Origin of the sequence: Streptomyces sp. NPDC053076, from assembly GCF_044546845.1 — a bacterium.
GTDB lineage: Bacteria > Actinomycetota > Actinomycetes > Streptomycetales > Streptomycetaceae > Streptomyces.
In genome coordinates, this window is sequence record NZ_JBITZL010000008.1 from 49,725 (window position 1) to 71,036 (window position 21,312).

The window sequence follows — 21,312 nt, forward strand, 5'->3', positions numbered from 1 at the left end:
TTCCAGGCGCACATTGGGTGTGAGCACCCAACTTCCCGGTCGCCGAACTGTGCGCCGCGCACAGGTGTCGGCAGATGTCTCACGCCGAGCCTGTTGACGGAGCACGAGCCGGACGGCGACGATCGGCGCCATGCCTCGCGGTCCCGCCCTGGGCACCCCCCAGCTCCCCGAACCGCTCCGCCGGGAGCGGCGGCGGCTCCTGCACGCCGTCCACGACCGGGTCGAGGAAGTGGCGCAGACCGCGGTCGAGGTGATGCGTGCGGAGATCCCGTCGTACGCGCTGCAGGGCGAACGGTTCTTCGAGGACGTACGGGACCAGGTGCTGGAGCACTACCGGATGCAGCTGGCGGCGCTGGCCGGCGACCGGGACATCGCCCCCGAGGACCTGGTCTTCAGCCGCGCGGCAGCCATGCGCAGGGCACGCGCGGGATTCGCCCTGGAGGACTGGATCAGTGCCTTCCGGGTCGGGCGGCAGGTGCTGTGGGACGCGCTGCTGGACTGCGCGGGCACGTCCGCCGAGGCCCAGCAGGCCGCGCTGTCCCTCGTCACCCCGCTGATGCGGTACGTCGACTACGCCAGCACCCACGCCGCGCAGGCATACGTCGAGTTCCAGCAGCACGTGGTGGCGGACGCGGACCGCGAGCGCCGGGATCTCCTGGACCAGCTCCTGGCCGGCGTGGCCCCGACGAGCGGCCCGCTGTTCGCCGCGGCCCAGGCGTACGGCATCGGACCGCGCTCACCGATGATGGCGGTCGTGGCGATGTGCGTCGGCGACACGCACGCCGCGGACCTCACCACGGCCGAGCACGGATACGCCACCAGCGCGTCGATCAGCGTCGCCGGGCCCTGGGCCGGCAGGACCCTGGTCGTCGTGCGCCACGGCGAGGTGGTGGCCGTCCCCGTGGTCCGGGCCGGCATGGACGCAGAGGACATATGCGCTCATTTCGAGGCGGTGCAGGGGCGGCTCGCGCGGGAGGGGACCATGCTCTCCATGGGCATCAGCACGGTCGCCCGGGGCGCGTCCGAACTGCCGCGTGCGTACGAGGAGGCGCGGGCCGCCCTCGATCTGGTGCAGGGCGGGGGCGGGGTGGCGGCGCTGCCACGGCTGTCCCCGTTCGACTACCTGGCGCTGCGCGCCGACGACCTCGCCCGCCAGTTGGTCGATCCCCGGGTGCGTCGGCTGCTGGAGGAGGACCGCGGACGCGGCGACACACTGGCCGCCACCATTCGGGCCTTCGCGGAGGCGGACCTCAATCTGCGGCTGGCCGCCGTCCGGCTGCGGGTGCACCACAACACGGCGCACTACCGGTTGCGCCGGATCGAGGAACGCACCGGCCGCAATCCGCGACGGATCGCCGACCTCCTGGAACTGCTGGTCGCCCTCGCCATCCGCGACGGGGCCGGGGAAGGTGGGGATTGCCAGTGAGCGGCATCGTGGGGTCCGCCGGGACCGAGGCGGCACGTCAGCGGCCCGACGGGCAGGGGGGTTTCGGGCTGCCGGAGGAGCACGGCGGGCAGGACCGAACGGTCCGGCGCACGCTGCTGGACGCCGCGCTGGAGGTGTTCACCGAGCGCGGTTACACCGACGCCGGTCTCACCGAGATCGCGGCGCGCTCCGGTGTCCCGGTGGGCAGCCTCTTCCAGCACTACGGCGGAAAGGGAGGGCTCTACCTCGCCCTGTGGGAGGAGTTCCGGGAGGAGCAGGAGCGCCGGACCGCGGCCACGCTGGCGGGCGAGCGCAGCCGTGGTGTGGACGACCCCATTGCCCTCTTCGTGGCGGGCGCCCGGGCGTACTTGGAGGGTGCCTGGCAAAACCGCCGGCTCGGCAGACTCCTCGCGCAGGACGACGGCCCCACGGGCTTCGACGCGCTGCGCCGCCAGTGGGACCGCGCATGGGTACGGCGCAACGCCCGGCTCCTGGAGGTGGACGAGCGGCGACGTGCCGGCCGGGTCCGGGTGAGCGTGCTGACCACCGTGATCGGAGGCGCGGCGCGCGAGCTGGCCGATTGCGGGGACGAAGCGGAGGCCCGGGAGATCGTGGACGAGGTGTGCGGCATCCTGATCCATCTGTCGGCGCCGCCCGGCTGAAACCACCGGCGCGGGGCCGATCCGTCTGTCGGCGCCGCCCGGCTGAAACCACCGGCGCGGGGCTCGGCAGACCGTCGGGTCGGTGCCGGGGGCGATGCCGCCGGCGCGAAACCGCGGCGGCCGCCGGGGAAAGGCTGAGACCAGCAGCTCGGCGCTGCCCGGCGGTTCACGCCGCTCCGGTCCGTTGCCCCGGTGCCGTTCGAGGGAGGAGCGCCGGCACACCTACTGCCGCACCTGCCGGGTCACTCAGCCACCGGTTTCCCCTGTGCCGGTCGGGGAGCCACTACTGGTAGGGGAGGCGCTGATGCTGCCGGAAGGACTGGCGGAGGGCCGCGTGGAAGGGGTCGCCGTCCGCGAGGGCGGGCTGGGGCGGCGGCTGCTGGAGGGTCGGGGGGTCGGCTTCTCCTGCGCCGGTGGAGACGCACTGGTGGTGGCGGAAGGCCGGGAGACCGGTGACACGCTGCGAGATGGCGTCGGCGGAGGACGCCGGTTCCCGGCACTGTCTCGGTCCCGAACGCCTTGCCGCGCCGGGTGCGTGGGCACGCGCTTCGGTGAAGCCGGTGAAGCCGGTGAATCGGTGACGCGCACCTCGGGCTCCGCGGGGGACGGCTCCGGGGCCGAAGCTGCTGGTGGGTCTGCCGGCTGGAGAAGCACCGATGCGGTGGCCATGCCTCCGAGGAGGGTGAAGGCGGCTGCGGCGAGAGACTGGACGGCATACTTCTTCAGCCGCGACGGACGGTCGTGCCGGTCCGCCGGCATGTCCTGCGAGGGAGTCGGTGGTCCGGGAAGGGGGGACTCGGAGGAGCCCGGCCCCTCGTTGAAGCGGACCTCCGGCATCGCCGCGCCGACGGCCGGAGCACCGTCTCTCCGCTCGCTCAGCTGTGCCATGCCGGAGTCGTACGCCCCGCATTCGGGGCAGGTCACGGCGCCGTTGAGCGTGCGGTTGCACGGAATGCAGTAGTCCATGAAGCGACCGTTCTCAGTCCTTGAGTTGACGGAGGGAAAGACTGACCCGCGCGGGGCAGCAGTCAGTGGCGGGGAGACACCACCTGGTGTTTTCGGACGTGTCTTCGATGTGCGCGCACCTCACTCCCCGGTCTGCGGCGGGTCACCGGTTACCGGGGTCAACGGGGCGTGTCGCACGAGTGCTCAATCACCGGCTGACATGTGGGGTAGGTAACCCGTCGTCCGGCGGGTGGGGGCGCGGGCCGTGCGGCGGAACCGCGACGCGTCCGGTGCCGGGGAGGCCGTATGCCGGTGACGGCAGGCCGAGATCGTACGATCGTGCCGCCATGAGTTCTGGTGCCGCGGCCGGAAACCGGGCGAAGCCCCGCCCGCCCGTGGACCGGCCCGTCGTCCCTGCCCGCGCCGTAGGCAACACCTGCTTGAGGCAGGAGGCACAGACATCACCGAAGGAATCCCATGATCTTCATCACCGCCAAGTTCCGGGTCCGGCCCGAGGACGCCGACCGCTGGCCCGAGATCACCGCCGACTTCACCCGGGCCACGCGCGCCGAGCCCGGTTGCCTGTGGTTCGACTGGTCGCGCAGTGTGGCGGAGCCGACGGAGTACGTCCTGATCGAGGCTTTCCGCGACGACGAGGCCGGGGTCGCGCATGTGCAGTCCGCGCACTTCAAGGCTGCGCAGCAGACGCTGCCGCCCCATCTGGTCGAGACCCCGCGCATCGTGAACGCGACCGTTCCGCAGGACGACTGGTCGCTCCTGGGGGAGATGGCGGTCCCCGGACAGGAGTAGCGGCCGTCCAAAAGCATCCTCACGGGGCGTCAGCGATCAGCGTGCGCATCCTGCTCCCCCTTCTCAGCGCGGAGTCAGGTGTGCGGCACCTCAGCGCGGGGTCAGGTGTGTAGCGACTCAGCGCCGGGTCAGGTGTGCGGCGACCGCTCGTGCGACCGCTTCCTGCACCTCGGCATCGCTTGGGCGCGGCAGACCGCGTTGGGCGGCGAGTTCAGCCATTGGTCGAGGCCGCGGCCGGCCAGCCGGCGGCTCGCCTCCAGCCAGAGGGCCTCGACCTGCTCCAGTTCGCCGGGTCGGGCGGGCCGTATGCCGGGGGCGGTCACCGGACCGGCTACGGTCCCTGGCCGGCGAGGAAGGCCAGAGCCACGGCGGCTTCGCAGGCGATGCCCGTGGCGATCACGTCCTCGTCGATGGCCATGCGGGAGGAGTGCAGCGACGGGGCCTCGTGCGGTGCCCGCCCCGGCGGGCAGGCGCCGAGGAAGGCCAGGGCACCGGGGACGGCCCGCAGGACGTAGGAGAAGTCCTCCGCCGTCATCTGCGGGGCTGCCAGGACGTCCACCGCGTCGGTGCCGAGCGCGTCGCGGACCGTGCGCAGGACGAAGTCGGTGAAGGCGGTGTCGTTGACGGTGACCGGGTAGCCGGGTTCGACGGTCGCCTCCGCCGTCGCGCCGTGCGCCGCGGCCACCCCCATGGCGACCCGGGCGATCGCCTCGTGCAGCCGCCGCCGGGTCGGCTCGGTCAACGTCCGCAGGGTGCCGCCCAGTTCCGCGGTGTCCGGGATGACGCCGGTGGCGGTGCCCGCGGTCAGGCGGGTCACACTGAGGACGGCGCTGTCGTCGGCGGCCAGACTGCGCGTGACCATCGTCTGCAGGGCCAGCACGATCTCGCAGGCCACCGGCACCGGGTCGCAGGCGGTGTGCGGCGCCGAGGCGTGCCCGCCGCGCCCCCGGACGACGACGCGGAACCGGTCGGAGGCCGCCATCTGCGGGCCGGGGCGCAGCCATACGGTGCCGGCGGGCAGGTTCGGGTGCACATGCAGGGCGAAGGCGGCGTCGGCGCGGTTGCCGGACGCCTCCAGCACCCCCTCCTCGATCATGTGGCGGGCCCCGTGGTCGCCCTCCTCGCCCGGCTGGAACATGAACACCACGCGTCCGGCGAGCGCGTCGCGTTGCCCGGCGAGCAGCCGCGCGGCGCCCACCAGCATCGCCATGTGGGCGTCGTGCCCGCAGGCGTGCATCAGCCCGGGGGTCCCTGAGGCGAACGGCAGCCCGGTGTCCTCGGTGACCGGCAGCGCGTCCATGTCGGAGCGCAACAGGATCGTCGGGCCGTCGGCAGCGCCGGTGAGGGTGGCGGTCACGGAGGACAGCGCGTGACCGGTGCCGATCTCCAGGCCGAGGCCGTCGAGCGCGTCCAGGACCAGCCGCTGGGTGGCCGGCAGGTCCAGGCCCGGCTCCGGGACGCGGTGCAGGGCGCGACGCAGCGCGACCGCCTCGGGAGCCAGCCGGCGCGCCTCGTCCAGCAGGGCCCGGTCGGCGGAGGCGGCGGCCGCCGGACGTGACGGGGCGCCTTCGGGCGCACCGTGGTCGGTCCCGGGCGAAGATGTCATGCGGCCGTTCTCCTTCCCGGGCCCGGTCCTTGGCGGCGCGGCCCGCAGATGCGGCACACGAGGAGGCGGTACCTCCCACCGTAGGGCCCGCGGTGCCGGCCGGACAGACCCCGGCGGCTGCGGTGCACCCGTTTCGGACAGGGCCGGCCACTGACAGGAGGGCGGATTCCGCCCGCTGACCTGGGGCCGCGGTGGGGTGTGCGCCGGGCGGACCGTTCCGGTAGCCCGCGGTCGGAGAGCTCGATCATGCGGTTGCGGCTATGTGCCCCAGATATGCCATACGCGGTATGTGTGAGAAAATGGTGTATGTGGCATCAGGCGCGGGTGGGTCCACCGCAACCCGCGACGGGAGGGGCTTCCACAGGCGAGAGGAGCGCATCATGATCGCCAAGCTGCTCGGCAAGCTGTCCTTCGCCCGCCGCTACGGCGCGTACGGGGCCCACGAGTGGGACGCGTACGCCGGCAAGGACTGAGCTGGACGGCAACTCCCTGCGGGCGCCCCCGGGCGCCCGCAGATCCCAGCCGCGCTGCCGACCGGCATCGGCCTGGACAGGGACGAAGGTCGGGGACGATCTCATGGGCCGGATGAATGAGCCGCCGCGGTTGCCCGGAGGCAGCTTCGCAGCCTGGAGCCGTGACCGGCTGGCGGTGGCACGCCGGGGCGCTGACGAGTGCGGGGACGTCTGGCAGCTGGAGGCGGGTGTCTACGTAGCCGCCACGGCCGGACCCTGCGAGGCAGTGCTGCAGCGCGCGCAGGACTTCCCCAAGGCACCGTCGCCCCTCTTCCCGCCGTTGAAGGGGTCGAACGGAGCGCCGACGGCTCAGGAGCGTACGCACGCTCACGCCGCCCGGATGCGCGGACTGCGCGCGCAGTCGGTCGCAGCCCGGGTCGGTGAGATCGCGCCCGGAGCCGCTCTCTTCGCCGAGCAGTGGCCCACGGACCGGGACGTCGACGTCCTGCCCGCGGTGCGGCACGCCCTGGCAGAGATCGGCGTCAGCTACCTCTTCTCCGAGGACGCCGGGACGCTGCTGCCCTTCGCCGCGCAGCTCTTCCTCGCCCGGGAAGTGCTCGTACGCCCCTCGCGCTGGGAATGGCCGCGGTGGATCCCCACACCGGCACGGAGGTTCCGCACCCGGCAGCAGGCCGCCTTCACCGACGCTTTGCGGCCCATCGTCCGCCGGCGCCGTTCATCGGGCCGGCTCGGCGACGACGTCCTCGGGCAGATGCTCTCGCCATCCGCCCGCTACGGCCCCCTGCCGGAAGAGGCCGTTCTCGACACCCTCCCCGGAATCACCGTCGCCACCTTCGAGGCACCTACCCGGGCGGCCGGATGGATCCTGCTCCATCTGGCCCGGCACCCCCAGGCAGCGGACCGGGTCGCGGCCGAAGCCGTTTCGCTGCCCGCGGACCCGGCCGCGACGACCAGCACCCACGTCGACAACCTGCGATACACCCAGGCACTGGTACACGAGGTGCTCCGGCTGTACCCCCCGAGCTGGCTACTGACCCGGCGGGCCCTACGGCAGACTCAGCTCGCCGACTACACCGTCGACGCCGGGTCCACCGTTCTCGTCTGCCCCTACACCGCACACCGAGACGCACGCGAATACTCCGAGCCGGACCAGTTCCGGCCCGAACGCTGGCTCAACGGTTCGGGCTCGCCGGCGAGCCCCGGAGCCTTCCTCTCCTTCGGCACCGGGCCGCACGGCTGCGAGGGAGCCGCTCTGGCCATGGCGATGCTGACGCTCCTGACCGCGCACACGGCCCGCTGCCACCGCTTGAGCGAGCCACCCGGACCGGAACCCGGCTACCAGGTCACCACCTTCGAAGGTCTCGCGACCGCCGGCCTGCGCCTGCGTGCCACCTCGCGCGGCCCGGGACAGTCCCGTCTCCCGTGACTGGCTCGCTCATCATGGTCCGCTGATCGTGTGCTGCCGGGCGAACTCGTCGGCGAGCAGGCCCATCATGATGAGGTCGTGGTGCCGGCCGGCGAAGAAGACGTGTTCCCGCAAGCGCCCCTCCTCGGTGAAGCCGAGCCGACGTGTGAGTGCCAGCGACGCCTCGTTGTGGGCGAAGATCACTGCCAGGCACTTGTGATAGCGCCGTTCGGCGAACATGAAGCGCAGCAGCAGTGCCAAGGCGTCTGTCGCGTAGCCCCTGCCCCGGTGCTCGGGAGCGATCGTGACATCGAATTCGAACCAGCCCGAACGAGGGCCGGTGCGATGCGAGCCGATCGTGCCGACCAGCTCTTTCCCGGCCGCCGTTTCGACTGCCAACCGGAAGCGGTCGGCATCGCACTCGGCGACGGCTTGTTCCTTCGCCCAAGCACGGTAGCTCTCGGCGGACCGAGGGAGGTCCAGCCGGCTCCCTCGCCGCGCGTCGTCGTCGGCGAAGCGTGCGAATGCCGTCCAGTCGTCGGGCTCGATAGCACGCAGGCGTACCCGTTCACCGGTCCAGGACGATGCCATGCCCGATTGGAACACGCCGCGGTGCGCGCGGGGCCGAGAGGCACGCCGAGACAGGTGCGGCCCACCGCTCCCGGTCCCACCGCTGGTCGTCTCCGGCCTCGGCCCGCCGCCACGGGCGTGCAGGGCGCCCAGCACGAACAGGGAGTCGGTGACGACGTTCAGCCAGGCGGGGCCCCGAAGAGGTCGGTCAATTGCTGGCCGTCGGTCGAATGTTATGGGTGAACCGGAACAGGTTGTGCGGGTCGTGCAGCGTCTTCACGCGTCGCAGCCGCTCGAAGTCCTCGGCCGCGAAGAGTTCCCGCACCTGCTCCTGGAGGACCGGGTCGCCGTCGTTGTAGACGGAGTTGAGGCTGCGGCCGATGGTCCACTGCTTCAGGGCGTCGTAGACGCGCTGATGGACCGGCCGGGCTGCCGTGGACGGCGCGGCCGTGCCGCTGGTCATCACTCGCAGCATGTACGCGGCGTCACGGCCCCCGACCGCGCCCGGGTCGGTGGGCCGGCGGGCGAAGGCACCGCCGAGGTGACGGACCTCGACGATGCAGGGCACGGTCGCACCGGGTCCGGCCACATCCACGACGGTCCGCAGGGCCGTGGGATCGAGTTCGCGCAGCAGGACGTTCCCGCCGAAGTAGGCGTGCGGGAGGTGCGGGTCCTGGTAGATGGTGCCGACCTCCGTGTACGGCATCTCCCGGACGGTGTCGATCAGGCGCGGGCCGAGCGCACGCAGGGGCGCCACGAGCCGTTCGCCCTCCTCGGCGGAGCCCGTGAAGGCGATCCGGACGTGGGCGACGTAGCGTCCGCGCAGCGGCCCGGCGACAGACGGCGACGATGGGCAGGTCATGAGGGCGATCGAGGAGGTGAGTTCCTCGGGCAGCGTCAGGGTCCATGCCCGGTAGGCGTGCAGGAGGTCGACGGGGTGGTCCGCCGCGAAGTGGAGGCCGCCGCCGTAGAGCCGGGTCACCGGCACGAGGGCGGTCTCGATGGCGGTGACGGCGCCGAAGTTGCCGCCGCCACCGCGCAGCGCCCAGAACAGGTCGGGGTCGGAGCCGGCCGTGACGTGGCGCAGCGCGCCGTCGGCGGTGACGATGTCGATGGCGCGGACGTAGTCGCTGGCGTAACCGGTCCGGCGGCCGAGCAGGCCGACACCGCCGCCGAGAAGGTAGCCGACGACGCCGATGTGCGGAGCCGAGCCGTTGACAGGGGCCAGACCGTGCGGGGCGGCCTGCTCGATGACCTCTCCCCACAGCACCCCGGCCTGAGCGCTGACGGTTCCGGCCTCCGCGTCCACCGCGACGGCCTTCATCCGGCGGGTGGTGATGAGAACGCCATCACCGTCCAGGGCGGTGACGATGCCGTGTCCGGTGGACTGCACGGCGACAGGCAGCCCCCGCTCGGCGGCGAAGCGGACCGCGGCGCGCACGTCCTGGGGGCGGGTGGCGCCGACGACGACGGCGGGGTGGTGCCGGAAGGCGGCCTGGAAACCGGTCCGTTCCTCGTCGTACCCTCGGCTGCCGGGCAGCAGGACGGGTCCTCGTACCTCCGCGGCCAGCGTCTCCACGTCCACGCTCATCCGTTGTTCTCCTTCCGTGGACTTCGGGCACCGCCCCGCGTGCGCCGCTCGGGCGACAGGCCCGCCTAACGCAGGTACGAGTTGTCCTGCACCCAGTGGAAGCCACGGCTGACCAGCGGGAAGGTGCCGAGCTCGCGGCGGCGCAGGTGCAGGCGGAGGTGGTAGCCGTCGGCGTCGCCCTCCAGGATCAGGCGATCGTCGGCCGGGCGCTCGAAGGCGAACGTCACCTGCCACTTCGGGTCGGCCATCTTGGCCAGTGCGACCGAACGGGCGTTCATGTCGATCGCCGCCATGCAGGGGTCGAGCGAGTCGTCCATGTGCTGGATGGCCACGGCGTCGGCGGAGTCCACGACGACTCGGCGCCAGCGCTGGCCGTCGGTCGTCACAGGCGGGTGCGGCTCGCCGTCGACGGAGAAGTCGGTGACGTCCCAGACGCCGTACAGCTCGGGCTTTTCCCGTCCGCCCCCGTGGTTCTTCCAGAACCACCAGTCGTTGCGCAGTTGCGCGCCGAGCAGCCAGAGCCCCGCGCCGGCCTGCAGGGCGGTGGCGATCTGGTTCGCCCGGCGGGATCGGAGGAGGTCCGCGGGGGCGGCCGCGGGGAGCGGGCGCCCGGTGAGCAGGGCCTCGGCCAGGCGCGGCGTCTGCGGGGCCAGCAGAAGCAGGCTGAGCAGGAGCAGGTGGAAGGAGTGGACCTTGACGGGGACGTCGAAGGTCATGTTGAGGAGGAACACCTGGGCCATCTCCGCCGCCGACAGCAGCGCGCCCAGCGACGCCGTGCGCGGCGCGATGAGCAGCAGCCCGCCCGCGATCTCCGCACAGCCGAGCAGCATCTGGTACGGCTTCGAAGATCCGGTCTGCGCCCACAGCAGGCCCATCGGGCTGAGGTCGCCGAGCGGCTCGACGAGTTTTGACGGCGGCAGCTGGAACTGGAGCGGGACAGCCTTGGCCGCGCCGTAGGAGAACATCTGCGCCGCGAGGCAGAAACGGGCGGCCAGGCGGAACCACTTGTCCAGCGTCGCGTAGTCCGTCCCGTGCCGGTCCAGCGCGGACCAGACCGGGGTGGCCGCGGCGGCGCCCGCGAGCCAGCAGAGCTGCCCCGCCCAGGCGTGCGGGTCGTCGCCGCCGTCGAAGCGGTCACCGAGCTCCCTGCCGAGGACCCGGACGGACATCCAGTTCCGCACCGGGCGTATCGCCCAGAGCTTCGCCCAGGAGTCGGCCGCTTCCTGGAGACGCCCCATTCCGCCCCCGCGCAGGGACAGATAGACCTGCGGGCTGGTCACGCAGTACAGGCCGGCGTAGACGCAGCCGAACCGGTAGGCGGTGCGGGCGGCCCCGGTCCAGCGCGGCGGGGCGGGGCAGGTGCCGGCCGGCGGGAACGCGCGTCTGACCGCCCGGCCGGCCGGTGAAGACGCGACGGTCCGCAGCCACGTGCCTACTCGCACCTTCATCGTTCATCACCTTCGCGGGAGCCGTCTTCGAGGGTCGCGGTCAGCTACGGCGGAAACGTCCGAGCCAGGCGTGCACGTCGAGGAGTTCCGACGTGGTCGGGATGATGCCGCGCATGAGGGCCTCGTCGATCGACTCGACCGTCCAGCCGTCGGCGAAGCCGTTGCGCAAGTGGTCGGCGGAGCGCTTGAGTCCGGGCGGCTCGTCGTCGTCCGGAAGCGGTGCCGGTATCTCCTCGATGGCCTCGGCGAGCCGCGCCTGCATCTCCGCGGACCCCCGGTCGCTGATCGAGAGGATGTGCGCCACCGCCCCCGGACGGCAGGCCCGGTGCAGGGCCGCCGCGTAGGAGCGCAGCCTGTCGCCCTCGAAGGTGTGAGCGAGGCCGGAGTCGATCACGGTGTCGAAACGCGCCTCGTAGCCCTTGAGGTGGAGGGCGTCGGCGACTTCGAAGACGGCGTCGAGTCCGCGTGCCCTGGCCTTGTCCCGGGCGAGAAGGATCGCCGTCGGGGACAGGTCCAGCCCCGTCACCGCATACCCCTTGCCCGCCAGGTGGAGGGCGTCCTCACCGGTGCCGCAGCCCGCGTCGAGCACCGTGCCGCCGATGAGCCCCGCTTCCTCCAGGGCGACGTAGGCGGGCTGAGGCGCCCCGATGTCCCACGGCGGGCGGTTGCCGAACGGGCTCTCCCCGCGGTAGACGGCGTCGAACACCTCGGTCATCACCGCGGGTCCGTCGGATGCGCCGACAGGTTCAGTCATGGCTGCCATGATTGCGTCGCCCCCCGGTGCGTCCTCGGTCTCTTGCGGACTTCTGTCATGGAGGTACCGCCCGCCGGTCAGCGCGAGCCGTACTTGCGGACCGCGAGCGGGGCGAACACCGCGATCAGGCCGACCGACCAGGCCACGGTCTGCAGGACGTAGCTCGTCGCCGGGCCCCCGGTGAACAGTGCGCGCAGCGCGTTCACGGCCGCCGTCATGGGGCTGTGGGCGGCGTACGCCTGCAGCCAGCCCGGCATCGTGCCGGTCGGTACGAACGCCGAGGAGATCAGTGTGAACGGGAAGATCCACACACCGCCGACCGCCTGGGCGGCTTCCGCGTTGCGCACCGACAGCCCGAGGTAGGCGGCGAACCACGACACCGCGTAGCCGAACAGCAGCAACAGCAGCAGGCCGGCCAGCGCGGGCAGGAGGCCGTTGTGGAACCGGAAGCCGACCAGCAGGCCGACTCCGACGGTCACGCCGGCCACGCCGACGTTGCGGAGGATCTCCGACAGCGTGCGTCCGATGAGCACGGCGGTACGGCTCATCGGCATCGAGCGGAAGCGGTCCATGAGGCCCTCGCGCATCTCGGCGGCGACCCCGATGGTGGTGCCGGCGGCGGAGCCGTAGAGCGCCATCTGGACGAGGATGCCGGGCAGCAGGAACTGGGCGTAGCGTTCGCCGCCGACGTCGATGGCGCCGCCGAAGACGTAGGTGAACAGCAGGATGAACATCACCGGCTGGACCAGTGAGAACATCACCAGCTCGGGGCTGCGCAGCACGTGCCGTACGTTGCGCAGGGTCATCTGCCACACGTCGGAGAACCACCATGCGAGGGCGCTCCGCGACTGCGTACGGGACGTGCCGCTCTCCCGCGTCCAAGTGGTGGAGGTCATGGCCGCTCGGTTTCCTTCCCACGGTTACGCTGGTCGGCGCCGTGATCGGCGGATCGGCCGGTCACGGCGAGAAAGACGTCGTCGAGAGTGGGTCGGCGGAGCGCCACGTCACCGATCGCAATCCCCGACTCCCTGAGCAGGTGAAGCAGGTCGGGCAGGGTGCCGCCGTCGGGCAGCGGCGCGTGGACCTGCACCTTCTCCGGGTCGGCGACCGGTTCGGTGCCCAGCCGCTCCCGCAGGATCCGGACCGTCTGCTCCATGACTCCCGTGTCGAGGAGCGTGATGCCGACCCGGTCCTGGCCCACCTGGGCCTTCAGCTCGTCCGGGGTACCGCTGACGATGACCTTGCCCTGGTCGATCACGGACAGGGAGTCGGCGAGCCGGTCCGCCTCCTCCAGGTACTGCGTGGTGAGCAGCACGGTCGTACCGTCCGCGACCAGTTCGCGCAAGAGCCGCCACACCTCCATACGGCTGCGCGGATCGAGGCCGGTGGTCGGCTCGTCGAGGAAGATGAGCCTGGGCCGCGCCATGAGGCTGGCTGCGACGTCGAGCCTGCGCCGCATCCCGCCCGAGTACGTCTTGGGCTGCCGGTCGGCCGCGTCATCCAGGCCGAAGCGTTCCAGCAGTTCGCTCGCGCGTGCCCGGCAGTCGGACTTCGACAGCCGGAACAGCCTGCCGATCATGTGCAGGTTCTCGCGCCCGGTGAGCAGTTCGTCGACAGCGGCGTACTGGCCGGTGAGCCCGATGACCGACCGGACCCGCCGGGGGTCGCTGCGCACGTCCACGCCGAACACCTCGGCCGTTCCCTCGTCCGGCGTGATGAGGGTGGCCAGAATCCGGACGGTGGTGGTCTTGCCGGCGCCGTTGGGGCCGAGCAGGCCGTGCACCGTGCCCTCGGGGACCGTGAGTTCGAGGCGGTCGAGTGCGGTGAGCGAGCCGAAACGCTTGCACAGTCCGGCCGTTCTGATCGCTGCTGGCATCTGCCGTGATTCCTTTCCTGATCCGACGCGCCCTGGGGTGAGCGGTGGAGGGGCGGCAACCGGTTCAGTGGTGCACGGCACCGAGCAACGCCGACATGTGGATGGCGTCGGCGGCCGCCGCTCCCGCCGCGGTCGACGCGGTGACCGACTGCTTCCAGCGACTGGTCAGGTCCCCGGCCGCGTACAGGCCGGGCACGCTGGTGCACTGGGTGGCGTCGACGGCGACGAAGCCGGCGTCGTCGGCTGTCAGCTTCAGTTCGTCGGCCGCCCGTTGCACGACGGGTTGCTGCCGCTGTCGCGGCGTCCACACCAGGGTCTGCCTCTCCAGGACCCTGCCGTCGGCCAACTCGACGGCGTACAGGGCCCCTTCCCGGTGGTGCAGGCGGCGGACCGTTCCCGTGACAACGTCGCCTCCCCTGCTTCGCGCGGTCGCGCGAGCGGTCTCCAGGCCGGGCATGGACTCCTGACAGATCGCGATCGTGTCCTCGCTCCAGGCACGGAAGGCCACGGCCGACAGTCCCGCGAGTTCCGCATTGTCGGCGACCGTCGCCCAGCGCCGACCGGCGTTCTCCTCACCGAGGCAGAACGGGCAGTGGATCACGCTGCGGCCCCAGCACTCCGCGAAGCCGTCCACGTCGGCCGGACGGACGTCGACGACACCGGTGGCGAGCAGGACGGTTCGGGCCTCGACGGTCTCACCGCCGCCGAGCTCGACCCGGAAGCCCCCGCTCGGAACGGGGGCCACACCTTCGGCGTCGGCCTCCAGCCGCTCCACGGTCGAGTACCGGGAGAGTTCCCGCCAGGCGCGAGCCCGGAACTCGGCGGGAGTGACGCCGTCCATTCCGATGTGGCCGTGAACGCCCGCCGACGCGCCGTTGCGCGGTGCCCGGGGGCTGTCCACGACGGTCACCGGGTGCCGGTATCTGGCCAGGCTGAGCGCCGCGGTGAGCCCGGCAGGGCCGGCTCCCACGATCACGGTGGTGTGGTCGGCGTGCGAGGACATCGGTCTGATCCCTTCCGTCGGGCGGCGTGAGCGGGGTCCGACCACCGCAGGAGCGGTCCGGCGGGCTCGCGGTGCGGAAATCCGGAACGCGCTGCCAGCGGGCGGAGGCCGTCGGCCCGCATTGTGGTCGCCGCCGCGGTACCGGAGAGGTGCGGGCGAAAGAGGTGAGCCAGACAGCCGTGCGCCCACGACGGTACGGGCGATGCCGGTTTCCAGCCCGGCGCATGCCGGCTGCGGTCGACGCCCCCGCCCCCGTCACCAGGCGGGGGCAGGAGCATGGCCGCGTCGCGTCAGGCGCCGACGTACCGTGCGAGGTGCTCACCCGTGAGGGTGGGGCGGGCGGCGACGAGATCGGCGGGCGTGCCCTCGAAGACGATCCGGCCGCCGTCGTGGCCGGCGCCGGGCCCGAGGTCGATGATCCAGTCGGCGTGTGCCATGACCGCCTGGTGGTGCTCCACGACGATGACCGTCTTGCCGGCGTCCACCAACCGGTCGAGCAGGGCGAGCAGTTGCTCGACGTCGGCCAGGTGCAGGCCGCTGGTCGGCTCGTCGAGGATGTAGACGCTGCCTGTTCCGGCCATGTGGCCGGCAAGCTTCAGCCGTTGCCGCTCGCCGCCGGAGAGGGTGGTGAGCGGCTGGCCGAGGCTGAGGTAGCCCAGGCCGACCTCGGCGAGCCGGTCGAGGACGGCACACGCGGCGGGCGTCCGTGCCTCACCGCTGCGGAAGAACTCGGCGGCCTCGGCCACCGGCATCGCGAACACCTCGCTGATGTCCCGACCGCCGAGCCGGTACTGGAGCACCGAGGCATGGAACCGCTTGCCCTCGCACTCCTCGCAGGTGGTGGCGACGCCGGCCATGATCGCCAGGTCGGTGTAGATGACACCGGCGCCCTTGCAGGTGGGGCAGGCGCCCTCGGAGTTGGGGCTGAACAGAGCGGGCTTGACCCCGTTGACCTTGGCGAACGTCTTGCGGATCGGTTCGAGCATGCCGGTGTGGGTGGCCGGGTTGCTGCGCCGGGAGCCCTTGATGGGCGACTGGTCCACCGTGACGACGCCGTCCCGGCCCGCCACCGAGCCGTGGATCAGGGAACTCTTGCCGGAGCCCGCGACCCCGGTGACCACGGTGAGCACGCCGAGCGGGATGTCCACGTCGACGTCGCGCAGGTTGTGGGCGTTCGCGCCGCGCACTTCCAGCACACCGGTCCGCTCGCGCACGGACGGCTTCAGCGAGGCCCGGTCGTCCAGGTGCCGTCCGGTGACGGTGCCGCTGGCCCGCAGACCCTCGACGGTGCCCTCGAAGACCACCTCGCCGCCCTTGGTGCCGGCGTGCGGTCCTAGGTCGACGACGTGGTCGGCTATCAGAATCGTCTCCGGCTTGTGCTCCACGACCAGCACGGTGTTGCCCTTGTCGCGCAGTCGCAGCAGCAGGTCATTCATCCGCTGGATGTCGTGCGGGTGCAGGCCGACGGTGGGCTCGTCGAAGACGTAGGTGACGTCGGTGAGCGCGGAGCCCAGGTGGCGGACCATCTTGACGCGCTGGGCCTCACCGCCCGAGAGCGTGCTCGAGGACCGGTCGAGCGAGAGGTAGCCCAAGCCGATCTGGACGAACGAGTCGAGGGTCTGGCCGAGCACCGTGAGCAGTGTCCTGACCGACGGGTCGGTCAGACCGCGGACCCAGGCCGCGAGGTCGCTGATCTGCATGGCGCAGGCGTCGGCGATGCTGAGACCGTCGATCTTCGCGGACCGGGCGGTCTCGCTGAGCCGGGTGCCGTGGCACTCGGGGCAGGCGGAGAACGCCACCGCCCGTTCCACGAAGGCACGGATGTGCGGCTGGAGCGTCTCCTTGTCCTTGGACAGGAACGACTTGCGCACCCGCGCGAGGAGGCCCTCGTAGGTGGTGTTGACGCCCTTCACTTTGACCTTGACCGGGTCCCGGTGCAGGAAGTCGTGCCTTTCCTGCTCGGTGTAGTCGCGGATCGGCTTGTGCGGGTCGAGGAAGCCCGACTCGGTGAACGACTGCACCACCCAGCCGTCGGGCTTCCAGCCGGGCACCGTGATCGCGCCCGCCGCGAGCGACTTGGCGTCGTCGAAGAGCTGGGCGGGATCGATGTCCGAGACGGCGCCCATGCCCTCGCACCGCAGGCACATGCCGCCGACGACGCTGAAGCCCTTCTCGATCTTCTTGCCGTTCACCACGAGGACACCCGACGCGTCGGCCGAGGCGACGTTGAAGGCGAACGCCTTCTGCGACCCGATGTAGGGCTTGGCGAGCCGGCTGTAGAGGATGCGCAGCAGGGTGCCCGCGTCGGTGGCGGTGCCGACCGTGGAGCGGAGACTGGTGCCCATCGGCTGCTGGTCGACCAGGATCGCGGTGGTCAGCCCGTCGAGCACGTCGACCTCGGGCCGCGCCAGGGTGGGCATGAAGCCCTGGATGAAGGCGCTGTACGTCTCGTTGATCAGCCGTTGCGACTCCGCGGCGATCGTGTCGAACACCAGGGAGCTCTTGCCCGAGCCGGAGACCCCGGTGAACACGGTCAGCCGCCGTTTGGGGATCTCCACATGCACGTTCTTGAGGTTGTTCTCACGTGCCCCGTGCACACGGATCAGATCATGACTGTCGGCGGCACACAGCGCAGGAGGCTGGATGTCCGTCTCCGTGCCGGCCGTCATGGTGTCCCTCCCGTTGGTCGGACGCGGCACGCCTTCGTCATGCGACGTGGTGACGAGTTCCTGAACGTCCCGGTTCATGGGACTCAAGCGTATACCTGCAAAGTCGGTTGAGGGTTTTGCTGTGGGTTTTACAGAAACCACCCGGAGTCCCTGAGATAAAGTCTCAAACCGTGAAGTACCTGCGTCCGTTCGACCTGGCCCGTGAGCACGGCATTTCCACCCAGGCGGTGCGCAACTACGAGCGGGACGGGTTCATCCCGCTCGCCCAGCGCACCCCGTCCGGCTACCGCACCTACACCGAGACCCACGCGGCGGCCCTGCGCGCCTATCTGGCGCTCGTCCAGGCATACGGTCACGCAACGGGCGGAGAGATCATGCGGTCGCTCAACACCGGCGACCTGGACGCCGCCCTGACGGACGTCGACCGCGGTCACGTCCAGCTGCTGCGCGACCGGAGCACGCTGGACGCGGTGGGGCGGGCGGTGGAGCACCTCACCTCCGGCCCCGGCCTCGCTGAGCACACATCCGCCGGCAACGAGCCGCTCAGCATCGGCGAACTCGCGCGCCGTCTGGGGGTGACCGCGGCGACCCTGCGGAACTGGGAAGCGGTGGGCATCCTCGCCCCCGCCCGGGAGCCGGTCACCGGCCACCGCTCGTTCGGCGCCACGGACGTGGTCGACGCCGAGCTGACCCATCTCCTCAGGCGCGGGGGCTACCCGCTGGAGCACATCCGCACGGTGGTCCGGCAGATCCGCACGGCCGGCGGCACCGAGGCGCTGTCCGCCGCCCTCGACGACTGGCGGCGACGGCTCACAGCCCGCGGTGTGGCCATGCTCGACGCGGCGGCCCGGCTCGGCGGGTACGTGGCCCTCCTGGGCGTCGCCCCGGCCGGACCGCCGGTCACCGCGCAACCGGCTCCCGCGCCGGGGTCCCCGCCGACGGTTTGAGACCTCGCGGCCCGGTCAGTCCGCCCGCTGCAGCGACGGCATCGCCGTAAGCCTCAACCGGCCTTTCAATGATTCGATTGACAGACATGAGAAAGGACTTTCACGGCCTTCCCGTGGCCTCGTGCGCTGTGCTGGCGCTCGGGGAGCCCACCCACCGGGAACCCGCCTTCGGGTGGGTGCGCAACGAGCTGTTCGCCCGGCTGGCCCACCTCGGCTTCCGCTCGATCGCCCTGGAGACCGACCGCGTGGCCGCGCTGCGCGTGGACGACTTCGTCAAGGGCGGCGACGGGGATCTCGACGAGGTGGCGCGCGAGGGCTTCTCCCACGACTTCGGGAACCTGGAGACCAACCGGCGCCTCGTCGCCTGGATGCGCGACCACAATGCGAGCCTGCCGCCGGAAGAGCGGCTGGCCTTCTACGGCTTCGACGCCCCGACGGAGACGACCAGCGCCCCCAGCCCGCGGCGCTGTCTCGAACACGCCCGGGACTATCTGGGGCTCGACCTCGACCTCACCGGGCTGCTGGGCCCGGACGAGCAGTGGAGCCGTACGGAGGCGGTGATGGACCCGGCCATGTCGGTCGGTGCCACGCCCGAGGCCGAGCGGCTGTGGTCCCTCGCCGACGACATGCTCACCCTGCTCCACTCCAACGCCGCCGAGCGGATCGCGCAGACCTCGGGCGCGGAGTGGCTCCGGGCCAGGACACACCTCACCGCCGGCCTGGGCCTGCTGCGCTACCACCGGCAGGCGGCCCAGCGCCTGGAGAACGGCGACCGGTTGTCCCGGCTGTTCGCCACCCGGGACGCGCTCATGGCGCAGAACCTCCTGGACATCCGCAGCATCGAGGGCCGGCGGGGCGCGACGCTGGTCTTCGCCCACAACGTGCACCTCCAGCGGACCCCGAGCACCTGGAGCCTGGGAGACCTGTGCGTCAACTGGCCCGGGGCCGGCACCGTCGTGGCACCGCTGCTGGGCGAGCAGTACATCTTCGTCGTCGGCAGCCTGGGCCGCAGCGAGGCCGTCGGTCTGTGCGACCCCGAGCCGGGCACCTACGAGAGCCGCCTGCAGGACCGCGTCACCGATTGGGCCCTGGCCCCCACCGGCACGGTCGCCACCGCCCGGCCCCGCACGGACACCACCCCGCAGCAGGGCTACTTCCCGCTCGACCGGGCCACCCTGGACACCGCCGACGCGGTCCTGCACGTCAGCGACGGCGCCGCCGTCACCCGGTCGGAGGGCCGCCTGCGGGTACCCGCCGGTACTGGGAGCGGGCACTGACAGAGACGGGAAGGATTCGCCGGGCTCCCCGGCCGCCGGAGATTAGATTCGCCGTCGATCAGGGAGCCTCCCGAAGGAGCTGACTGCGCTTGAACACGGTTCCGGCACTGTTCGAGTCAACCGTCGCCCGACGGGGCAAAGAGCCCGCCCTCATCGACGGGGAGAGCACCCTCGGGTACGCGGAGCTGAACACCCGGATCAACCGGCTCGCCCGCAGGCTCATCGCGCACGGTGTCGGTCCCGACTCGCTCGTCGCGGTCGCGATGCCGAAGTCGAGCGAACTGATCGTGGCGATCATGGCGGTACTCAAGGCCGGCGGCGCCTACCTCCCGCTCGACCCGGGCTATCCGGCAGAACGCCTGTCGTTCATGCTGTCCGACGCGCGGCCGGTGCTGCTGCTGCGGTCCTCCTCGGTGGCGCCCCTCGGCGCGGGTCCGGAGGAACTCGTCCTTGACGAACCGGCGTTCCGCGCCGCGTGCGCGGCTCTGCCGGGGCACGACGTCGCCCAGCATGAGCGCCACGCCGCACTGCGCCCCGAGCACCTGATGTACGTCATCTACACCTCGGGGTCGACCGGAACGCCCAAGGGTGTCGCCGTGCCGCACAGCGGTGTGCGCGACATGGCCGCCACCCAGGCGGCCTTCCTGCGGGCGGGCCCGGGCGACCGCGTGCTCCAGTGGGCGTCCATCAGTTTCGACGCCGCCTTCTGGGACGTGTCCCTGGCACTGCTGTCCGGGGCGGCCCTCGTGACGGTGCCCGCCGACGACCTGCTGCCGGGCCATCCGCTGTGGAACACCTTGCTCAAGTACGGCATCACTCACGCGGTACTGCCCCCGGTGGCGCTCAGCGAGACCGACGCCGAGGACATCCTGCTCGGCGGGACCGTCATGTCCACGGGGGACAGCTGTACGCCGACGCTGGTGCGCAAGTGGTCGCGGGCACGGCGGATGTTCAACGGCTACGGCCCGACCGAGGTGACCGTCGGGGCGACGATCGGCGGCCCGGTGCGCGACGCCGGTGACGTCGGGATCGGCACACCGTGGATCGGCAACGAGGTGCACGTGCTCGACGAGCGCCTGCGTCCGGTGCCGCCCGGCACGGAGGGCGAGCTGTACATCGCGGGCAGCGGGCTGGCGCGCGGCTATCTCAACCGGTTCCGGGCGACCGCGGCGAAGTTCGTGGCCGACCCGTTCGGGCCGCCCGGCAGCCGCATGTACCGCACGGGCGACCTGGGCCGCAGGGGGCCGGACGGCGAGCTGTTCTTCGCGGGCCGCGCGGACGGCCAGGTGAAGCTGCGCGGTTTCCGCGTCGAACTCGGTGAGATCGAAACCCGGCTCGCCGCCCATCCCGCGGTGGACGTCGCCGTCGCCGTGGTGCGGGGTGAGCTGGCCGACGCGCATGTCGTCGGCTACGTCACCACCACGGCGCCGGTCGAGCCGGGTGATCTGCGCGCCCATGTCGCCGAGTCGCTGCCCGCGCACATGGTGCCCGCACGGGTCATGGTGCTGGAGCGGTTCCCGACGCTGGCCAACGGCAAGATCGACCGAGGGGCCCTGCCGCAGCCGGACGCGGGGGCAGGGGGACTCCCGGACGGCGGGCGGGCGCCGGACGCCGTCGAGGCGGTTGGCTGCGCGGCCATGGTCTGCGCGATCGTGCGGGACGTCCTCGGGATCCCGGAGGCGAGGGTCGCCGACAACTTCTTCCAGCTCGGCGGGCACTCGGTGCAGGCGACCAGGCTGGCCGCCCGGATCCGGGAGCGGTTCGACGTCGCGCTGTCGATCCGGACCGTGCTGGAGGCGGCGACGATCGGCGAGCTGGCCGCGGCCGTCGAGAGCCGGCTGTCCGGCTGA

17 protein-coding genes are annotated in these 21,312 nt (G+C 71.8%); 7 read left to right on the forward strand and 10 right to left on the reverse strand.

The window, feature by feature from the left end; genetic code table 11:
- Nucleotides 1-130: 130 nt before the first annotated feature.
- The 3 genes from ACIGYR_RS28810 to ACIGYR_RS28820 all read left to right on the forward strand — a co-directional run bounded on the left by ACIGYR_RS28810 (nucleotide 131) and on the right by ACIGYR_RS28820 (nucleotide 3,843).
- Nucleotides 131-1,426, forward strand: a complete 1,296-nt coding sequence (locus ACIGYR_RS28810) for a PucR family transcriptional regulator (RefSeq protein ID WP_399607093.1) — start codon at nucleotides 131-133, stop codon at nucleotides 1,424-1,426.
- On the forward strand, nucleotides 1,423-2,088 hold the full coding sequence (locus tag ACIGYR_RS28815) for a TetR/AcrR family transcriptional regulator (protein ID WP_399607095.1): 666 nt from the start codon (nucleotides 1,423-1,425) through the stop codon (nucleotides 2,086-2,088). The genes ACIGYR_RS28810 and ACIGYR_RS28815 overlap by 4 nt, the downstream gene beginning before the upstream one ends.
- A 1,422-nt stretch (nucleotides 2,089-3,510) precedes the next feature.
- The gene (locus ACIGYR_RS28820) at nucleotides 3,511-3,843 is read left to right on the forward strand and encodes a putative quinol monooxygenase (protein ID WP_399607098.1); all 333 of its coding nucleotides are present in this window, start codon (nucleotides 3,511-3,513) and stop codon (nucleotides 3,841-3,843) included.
- Between the two features lie 128 nt (nucleotides 3,844-3,971).
- On the opposite strand, the gene ACIGYR_RS28825 is transcribed toward ACIGYR_RS28820, so the two are convergent.
- On the reverse strand, nucleotides 3,972-4,166 hold the full coding sequence (locus tag ACIGYR_RS28825) for a hypothetical protein (RefSeq protein WP_399607101.1): 195 nt from the start codon (nucleotides 4,164-4,166) through the stop codon (nucleotides 3,972-3,974).
- Nucleotides 4,167-4,174: 8 nt separating this feature from the next.
- On the reverse strand, nucleotides 4,175-5,449 hold the full coding sequence (locus tag ACIGYR_RS28830; RefSeq protein ID WP_399607103.1) for a M20 family metallopeptidase: 1,275 nt from the start codon (nucleotides 5,447-5,449) through the stop codon (nucleotides 4,175-4,177).
- A 585-nt stretch (nucleotides 5,450-6,034) separates the two neighbouring features.
- Here ACIGYR_RS28830 and ACIGYR_RS28835 point away from each other — a divergent pair.
- Nucleotides 6,035-7,348, forward strand: coding sequence for a cytochrome P450 (locus ACIGYR_RS28835; RefSeq protein ID WP_399607106.1), 1,314 nt, complete (start codon nucleotides 6,035-6,037; stop codon nucleotides 7,346-7,348).
- A gap of 12 nt (nucleotides 7,349-7,360) precedes the next feature.
- On the opposite strand, the gene ACIGYR_RS28840 is transcribed toward ACIGYR_RS28835, so the two are convergent.
- The 8 genes from ACIGYR_RS28840 to ACIGYR_RS28875 all read right to left on the reverse strand — a co-directional run bounded on the left by ACIGYR_RS28840 (nucleotide 7,361) and on the right by ACIGYR_RS28875 (nucleotide 17,238).
- Entirely contained in the window at nucleotides 7,361-7,918 is a 558-nt protein-coding gene (locus ACIGYR_RS28840; protein WP_399607109.1) for a GNAT family N-acetyltransferase, read from the reverse strand.
- A gap of 187 nt (nucleotides 7,919-8,105) precedes the next feature.
- Nucleotides 8,106-9,488: an FAD-binding oxidoreductase gene (locus ACIGYR_RS28845; protein ID WP_399607111.1), complete on the reverse strand. Its 1,383-nt coding sequence runs from the start codon at nucleotides 9,486-9,488 to the stop codon at nucleotides 8,106-8,108.
- A 65-nt stretch (nucleotides 9,489-9,553) separates the two neighbouring features.
- Entirely contained in the window at nucleotides 9,554-10,936 is a 1,383-nt protein-coding gene (locus tag ACIGYR_RS28850) for a DoxX family protein (protein ID WP_399607114.1), read from the reverse strand.
- A gap of 40 nt (nucleotides 10,937-10,976) precedes the next feature.
- Entirely contained in the window at nucleotides 10,977-11,690 is a 714-nt protein-coding gene (locus ACIGYR_RS28855) for a class I SAM-dependent methyltransferase (protein WP_399607117.1), read from the reverse strand.
- A gap of 77 nt (nucleotides 11,691-11,767) precedes the next feature.
- Nucleotides 11,768-12,586: an ABC transporter permease gene (locus ACIGYR_RS28860; RefSeq protein ID WP_399607120.1), complete on the reverse strand. Its 819-nt coding sequence runs from the start codon at nucleotides 12,584-12,586 to the stop codon at nucleotides 11,768-11,770.
- Complete coding sequence (locus ACIGYR_RS28865; protein WP_399607124.1) at nucleotides 12,583-13,566, reverse strand: ATP-binding cassette domain-containing protein; 984 nt, start codon at nucleotides 13,564-13,566, stop codon at nucleotides 12,583-12,585. The genes ACIGYR_RS28860 and ACIGYR_RS28865 overlap by 4 nt, the downstream gene beginning before the upstream one ends.
- 64 nt (nucleotides 13,567-13,630) lie before the next feature.
- Nucleotides 13,631-14,569 carry an NAD(P)/FAD-dependent oxidoreductase gene (locus ACIGYR_RS28870; RefSeq protein WP_399607127.1) on the reverse strand — a complete coding sequence of 313 codons (939 nt, stop codon included), beginning with the start codon at nucleotides 14,567-14,569 and terminating at the stop codon, nucleotides 13,631-13,633.
- A gap of 290 nt (nucleotides 14,570-14,859) precedes the next feature.
- A complete protein-coding gene (locus tag ACIGYR_RS28875) occupies nucleotides 14,860-17,238 on the reverse strand; it encodes an ATP-binding cassette domain-containing protein (protein WP_391844114.1) in 2,379 nt (792 codons plus the stop codon).
- Nucleotides 17,239-17,408: 170 nt separating this feature from the next.
- On the opposite strand from ACIGYR_RS28875, the gene ACIGYR_RS28880 reads away from it, so the two are divergent.
- From ACIGYR_RS28880 to ACIGYR_RS28890, 3 genes are all read left to right on the forward strand, one after another.
- Nucleotides 17,409-18,185: a TioE family transcriptional regulator gene (locus ACIGYR_RS28880; protein ID WP_399607130.1), complete on the forward strand. Its 777-nt coding sequence runs from the start codon at nucleotides 17,409-17,411 to the stop codon at nucleotides 18,183-18,185.
- 86 nt (nucleotides 18,186-18,271) lie between these two features.
- Nucleotides 18,272-19,462: an erythromycin esterase family protein gene (locus tag ACIGYR_RS28885; RefSeq protein ID WP_399607133.1), complete on the forward strand. Its 1,191-nt coding sequence runs from the start codon at nucleotides 18,272-18,274 to the stop codon at nucleotides 19,460-19,462.
- Between the two features lie 89 nt (nucleotides 19,463-19,551).
- Nucleotides 19,552-21,312 carry an amino acid adenylation domain-containing protein gene (locus ACIGYR_RS28890; protein ID WP_399607135.1) on the forward strand — a complete coding sequence of 587 codons (1,761 nt, stop codon included), beginning with the start codon at nucleotides 19,552-19,554 and terminating at the stop codon, nucleotides 21,310-21,312.

Bases quoted from the DNA above. Each gene is read 5' to 3' on its own strand.
- ACIGYR_RS28820 (WP_399607098.1), top strand. From the start codon at position 3,511: ATGATCTTCATCACCGCCAAGTTCCGGGTCCGGCCCGAGGACGCCGAC.
- ACIGYR_RS28850 (WP_399607114.1), bottom strand. From the start codon at position 10,936: ATGAAGGTGCGAGTAGGCACGTGGCTGCGGACCGTCGCGTCTTCACCG.
- ACIGYR_RS28875 (WP_391844114.1), bottom strand. From the start codon at position 17,238: ATGACGGCCGGCACGGAGACGGACATCCAGCCTCCTGCGCTGTGTGCC.
- ACIGYR_RS28835 (WP_399607106.1), top strand. From the start codon at position 6,035: ATGAATGAGCCGCCGCGGTTGCCCGGAGGCAGCTTCGCAGCCTGGAGC.
- ACIGYR_RS28830 (WP_399607103.1), bottom strand. From the start codon at position 5,449: ATGACATCTTCGCCCGGGACCGACCACGGTGCGCCCGAAGGCGCCCCG.
- ACIGYR_RS28845 (WP_399607111.1), bottom strand. From the start codon at position 9,488: ATGAGCGTGGACGTGGAGACGCTGGCCGCGGAGGTACGAGGACCCGTC.
- ACIGYR_RS28860 (WP_399607120.1), bottom strand. From the start codon at position 12,586: ATGACCTCCACCACTTGGACGCGGGAGAGCGGCACGTCCCGTACGCAG.
- ACIGYR_RS28840 (WP_399607109.1), bottom strand. From the start codon at position 7,918: ATGGCATCGTCCTGGACCGGTGAACGGGTACGCCTGCGTGCTATCGAG.
- ACIGYR_RS28865 (WP_399607124.1), bottom strand. From the start codon at position 13,566: ATGCCAGCAGCGATCAGAACGGCCGGACTGTGCAAGCGTTTCGGCTCG.
- ACIGYR_RS28870 (WP_399607127.1), bottom strand. From the start codon at position 14,569: ATGTCCTCGCACGCCGACCACACCACCGTGATCGTGGGAGCCGGCCCT.
- ACIGYR_RS28810 (WP_399607093.1), top strand. From the start codon at position 131: ATGCCTCGCGGTCCCGCCCTGGGCACCCCCCAGCTCCCCGAACCGCTC.
- ACIGYR_RS28855 (WP_399607117.1), bottom strand. From the start codon at position 11,690: ATGACTGAACCTGTCGGCGCATCCGACGGACCCGCGGTGATGACCGAG.
- ACIGYR_RS28885 (WP_399607133.1), top strand. From the start codon at position 18,272: ATGAGAAAGGACTTTCACGGCCTTCCCGTGGCCTCGTGCGCTGTGCTG.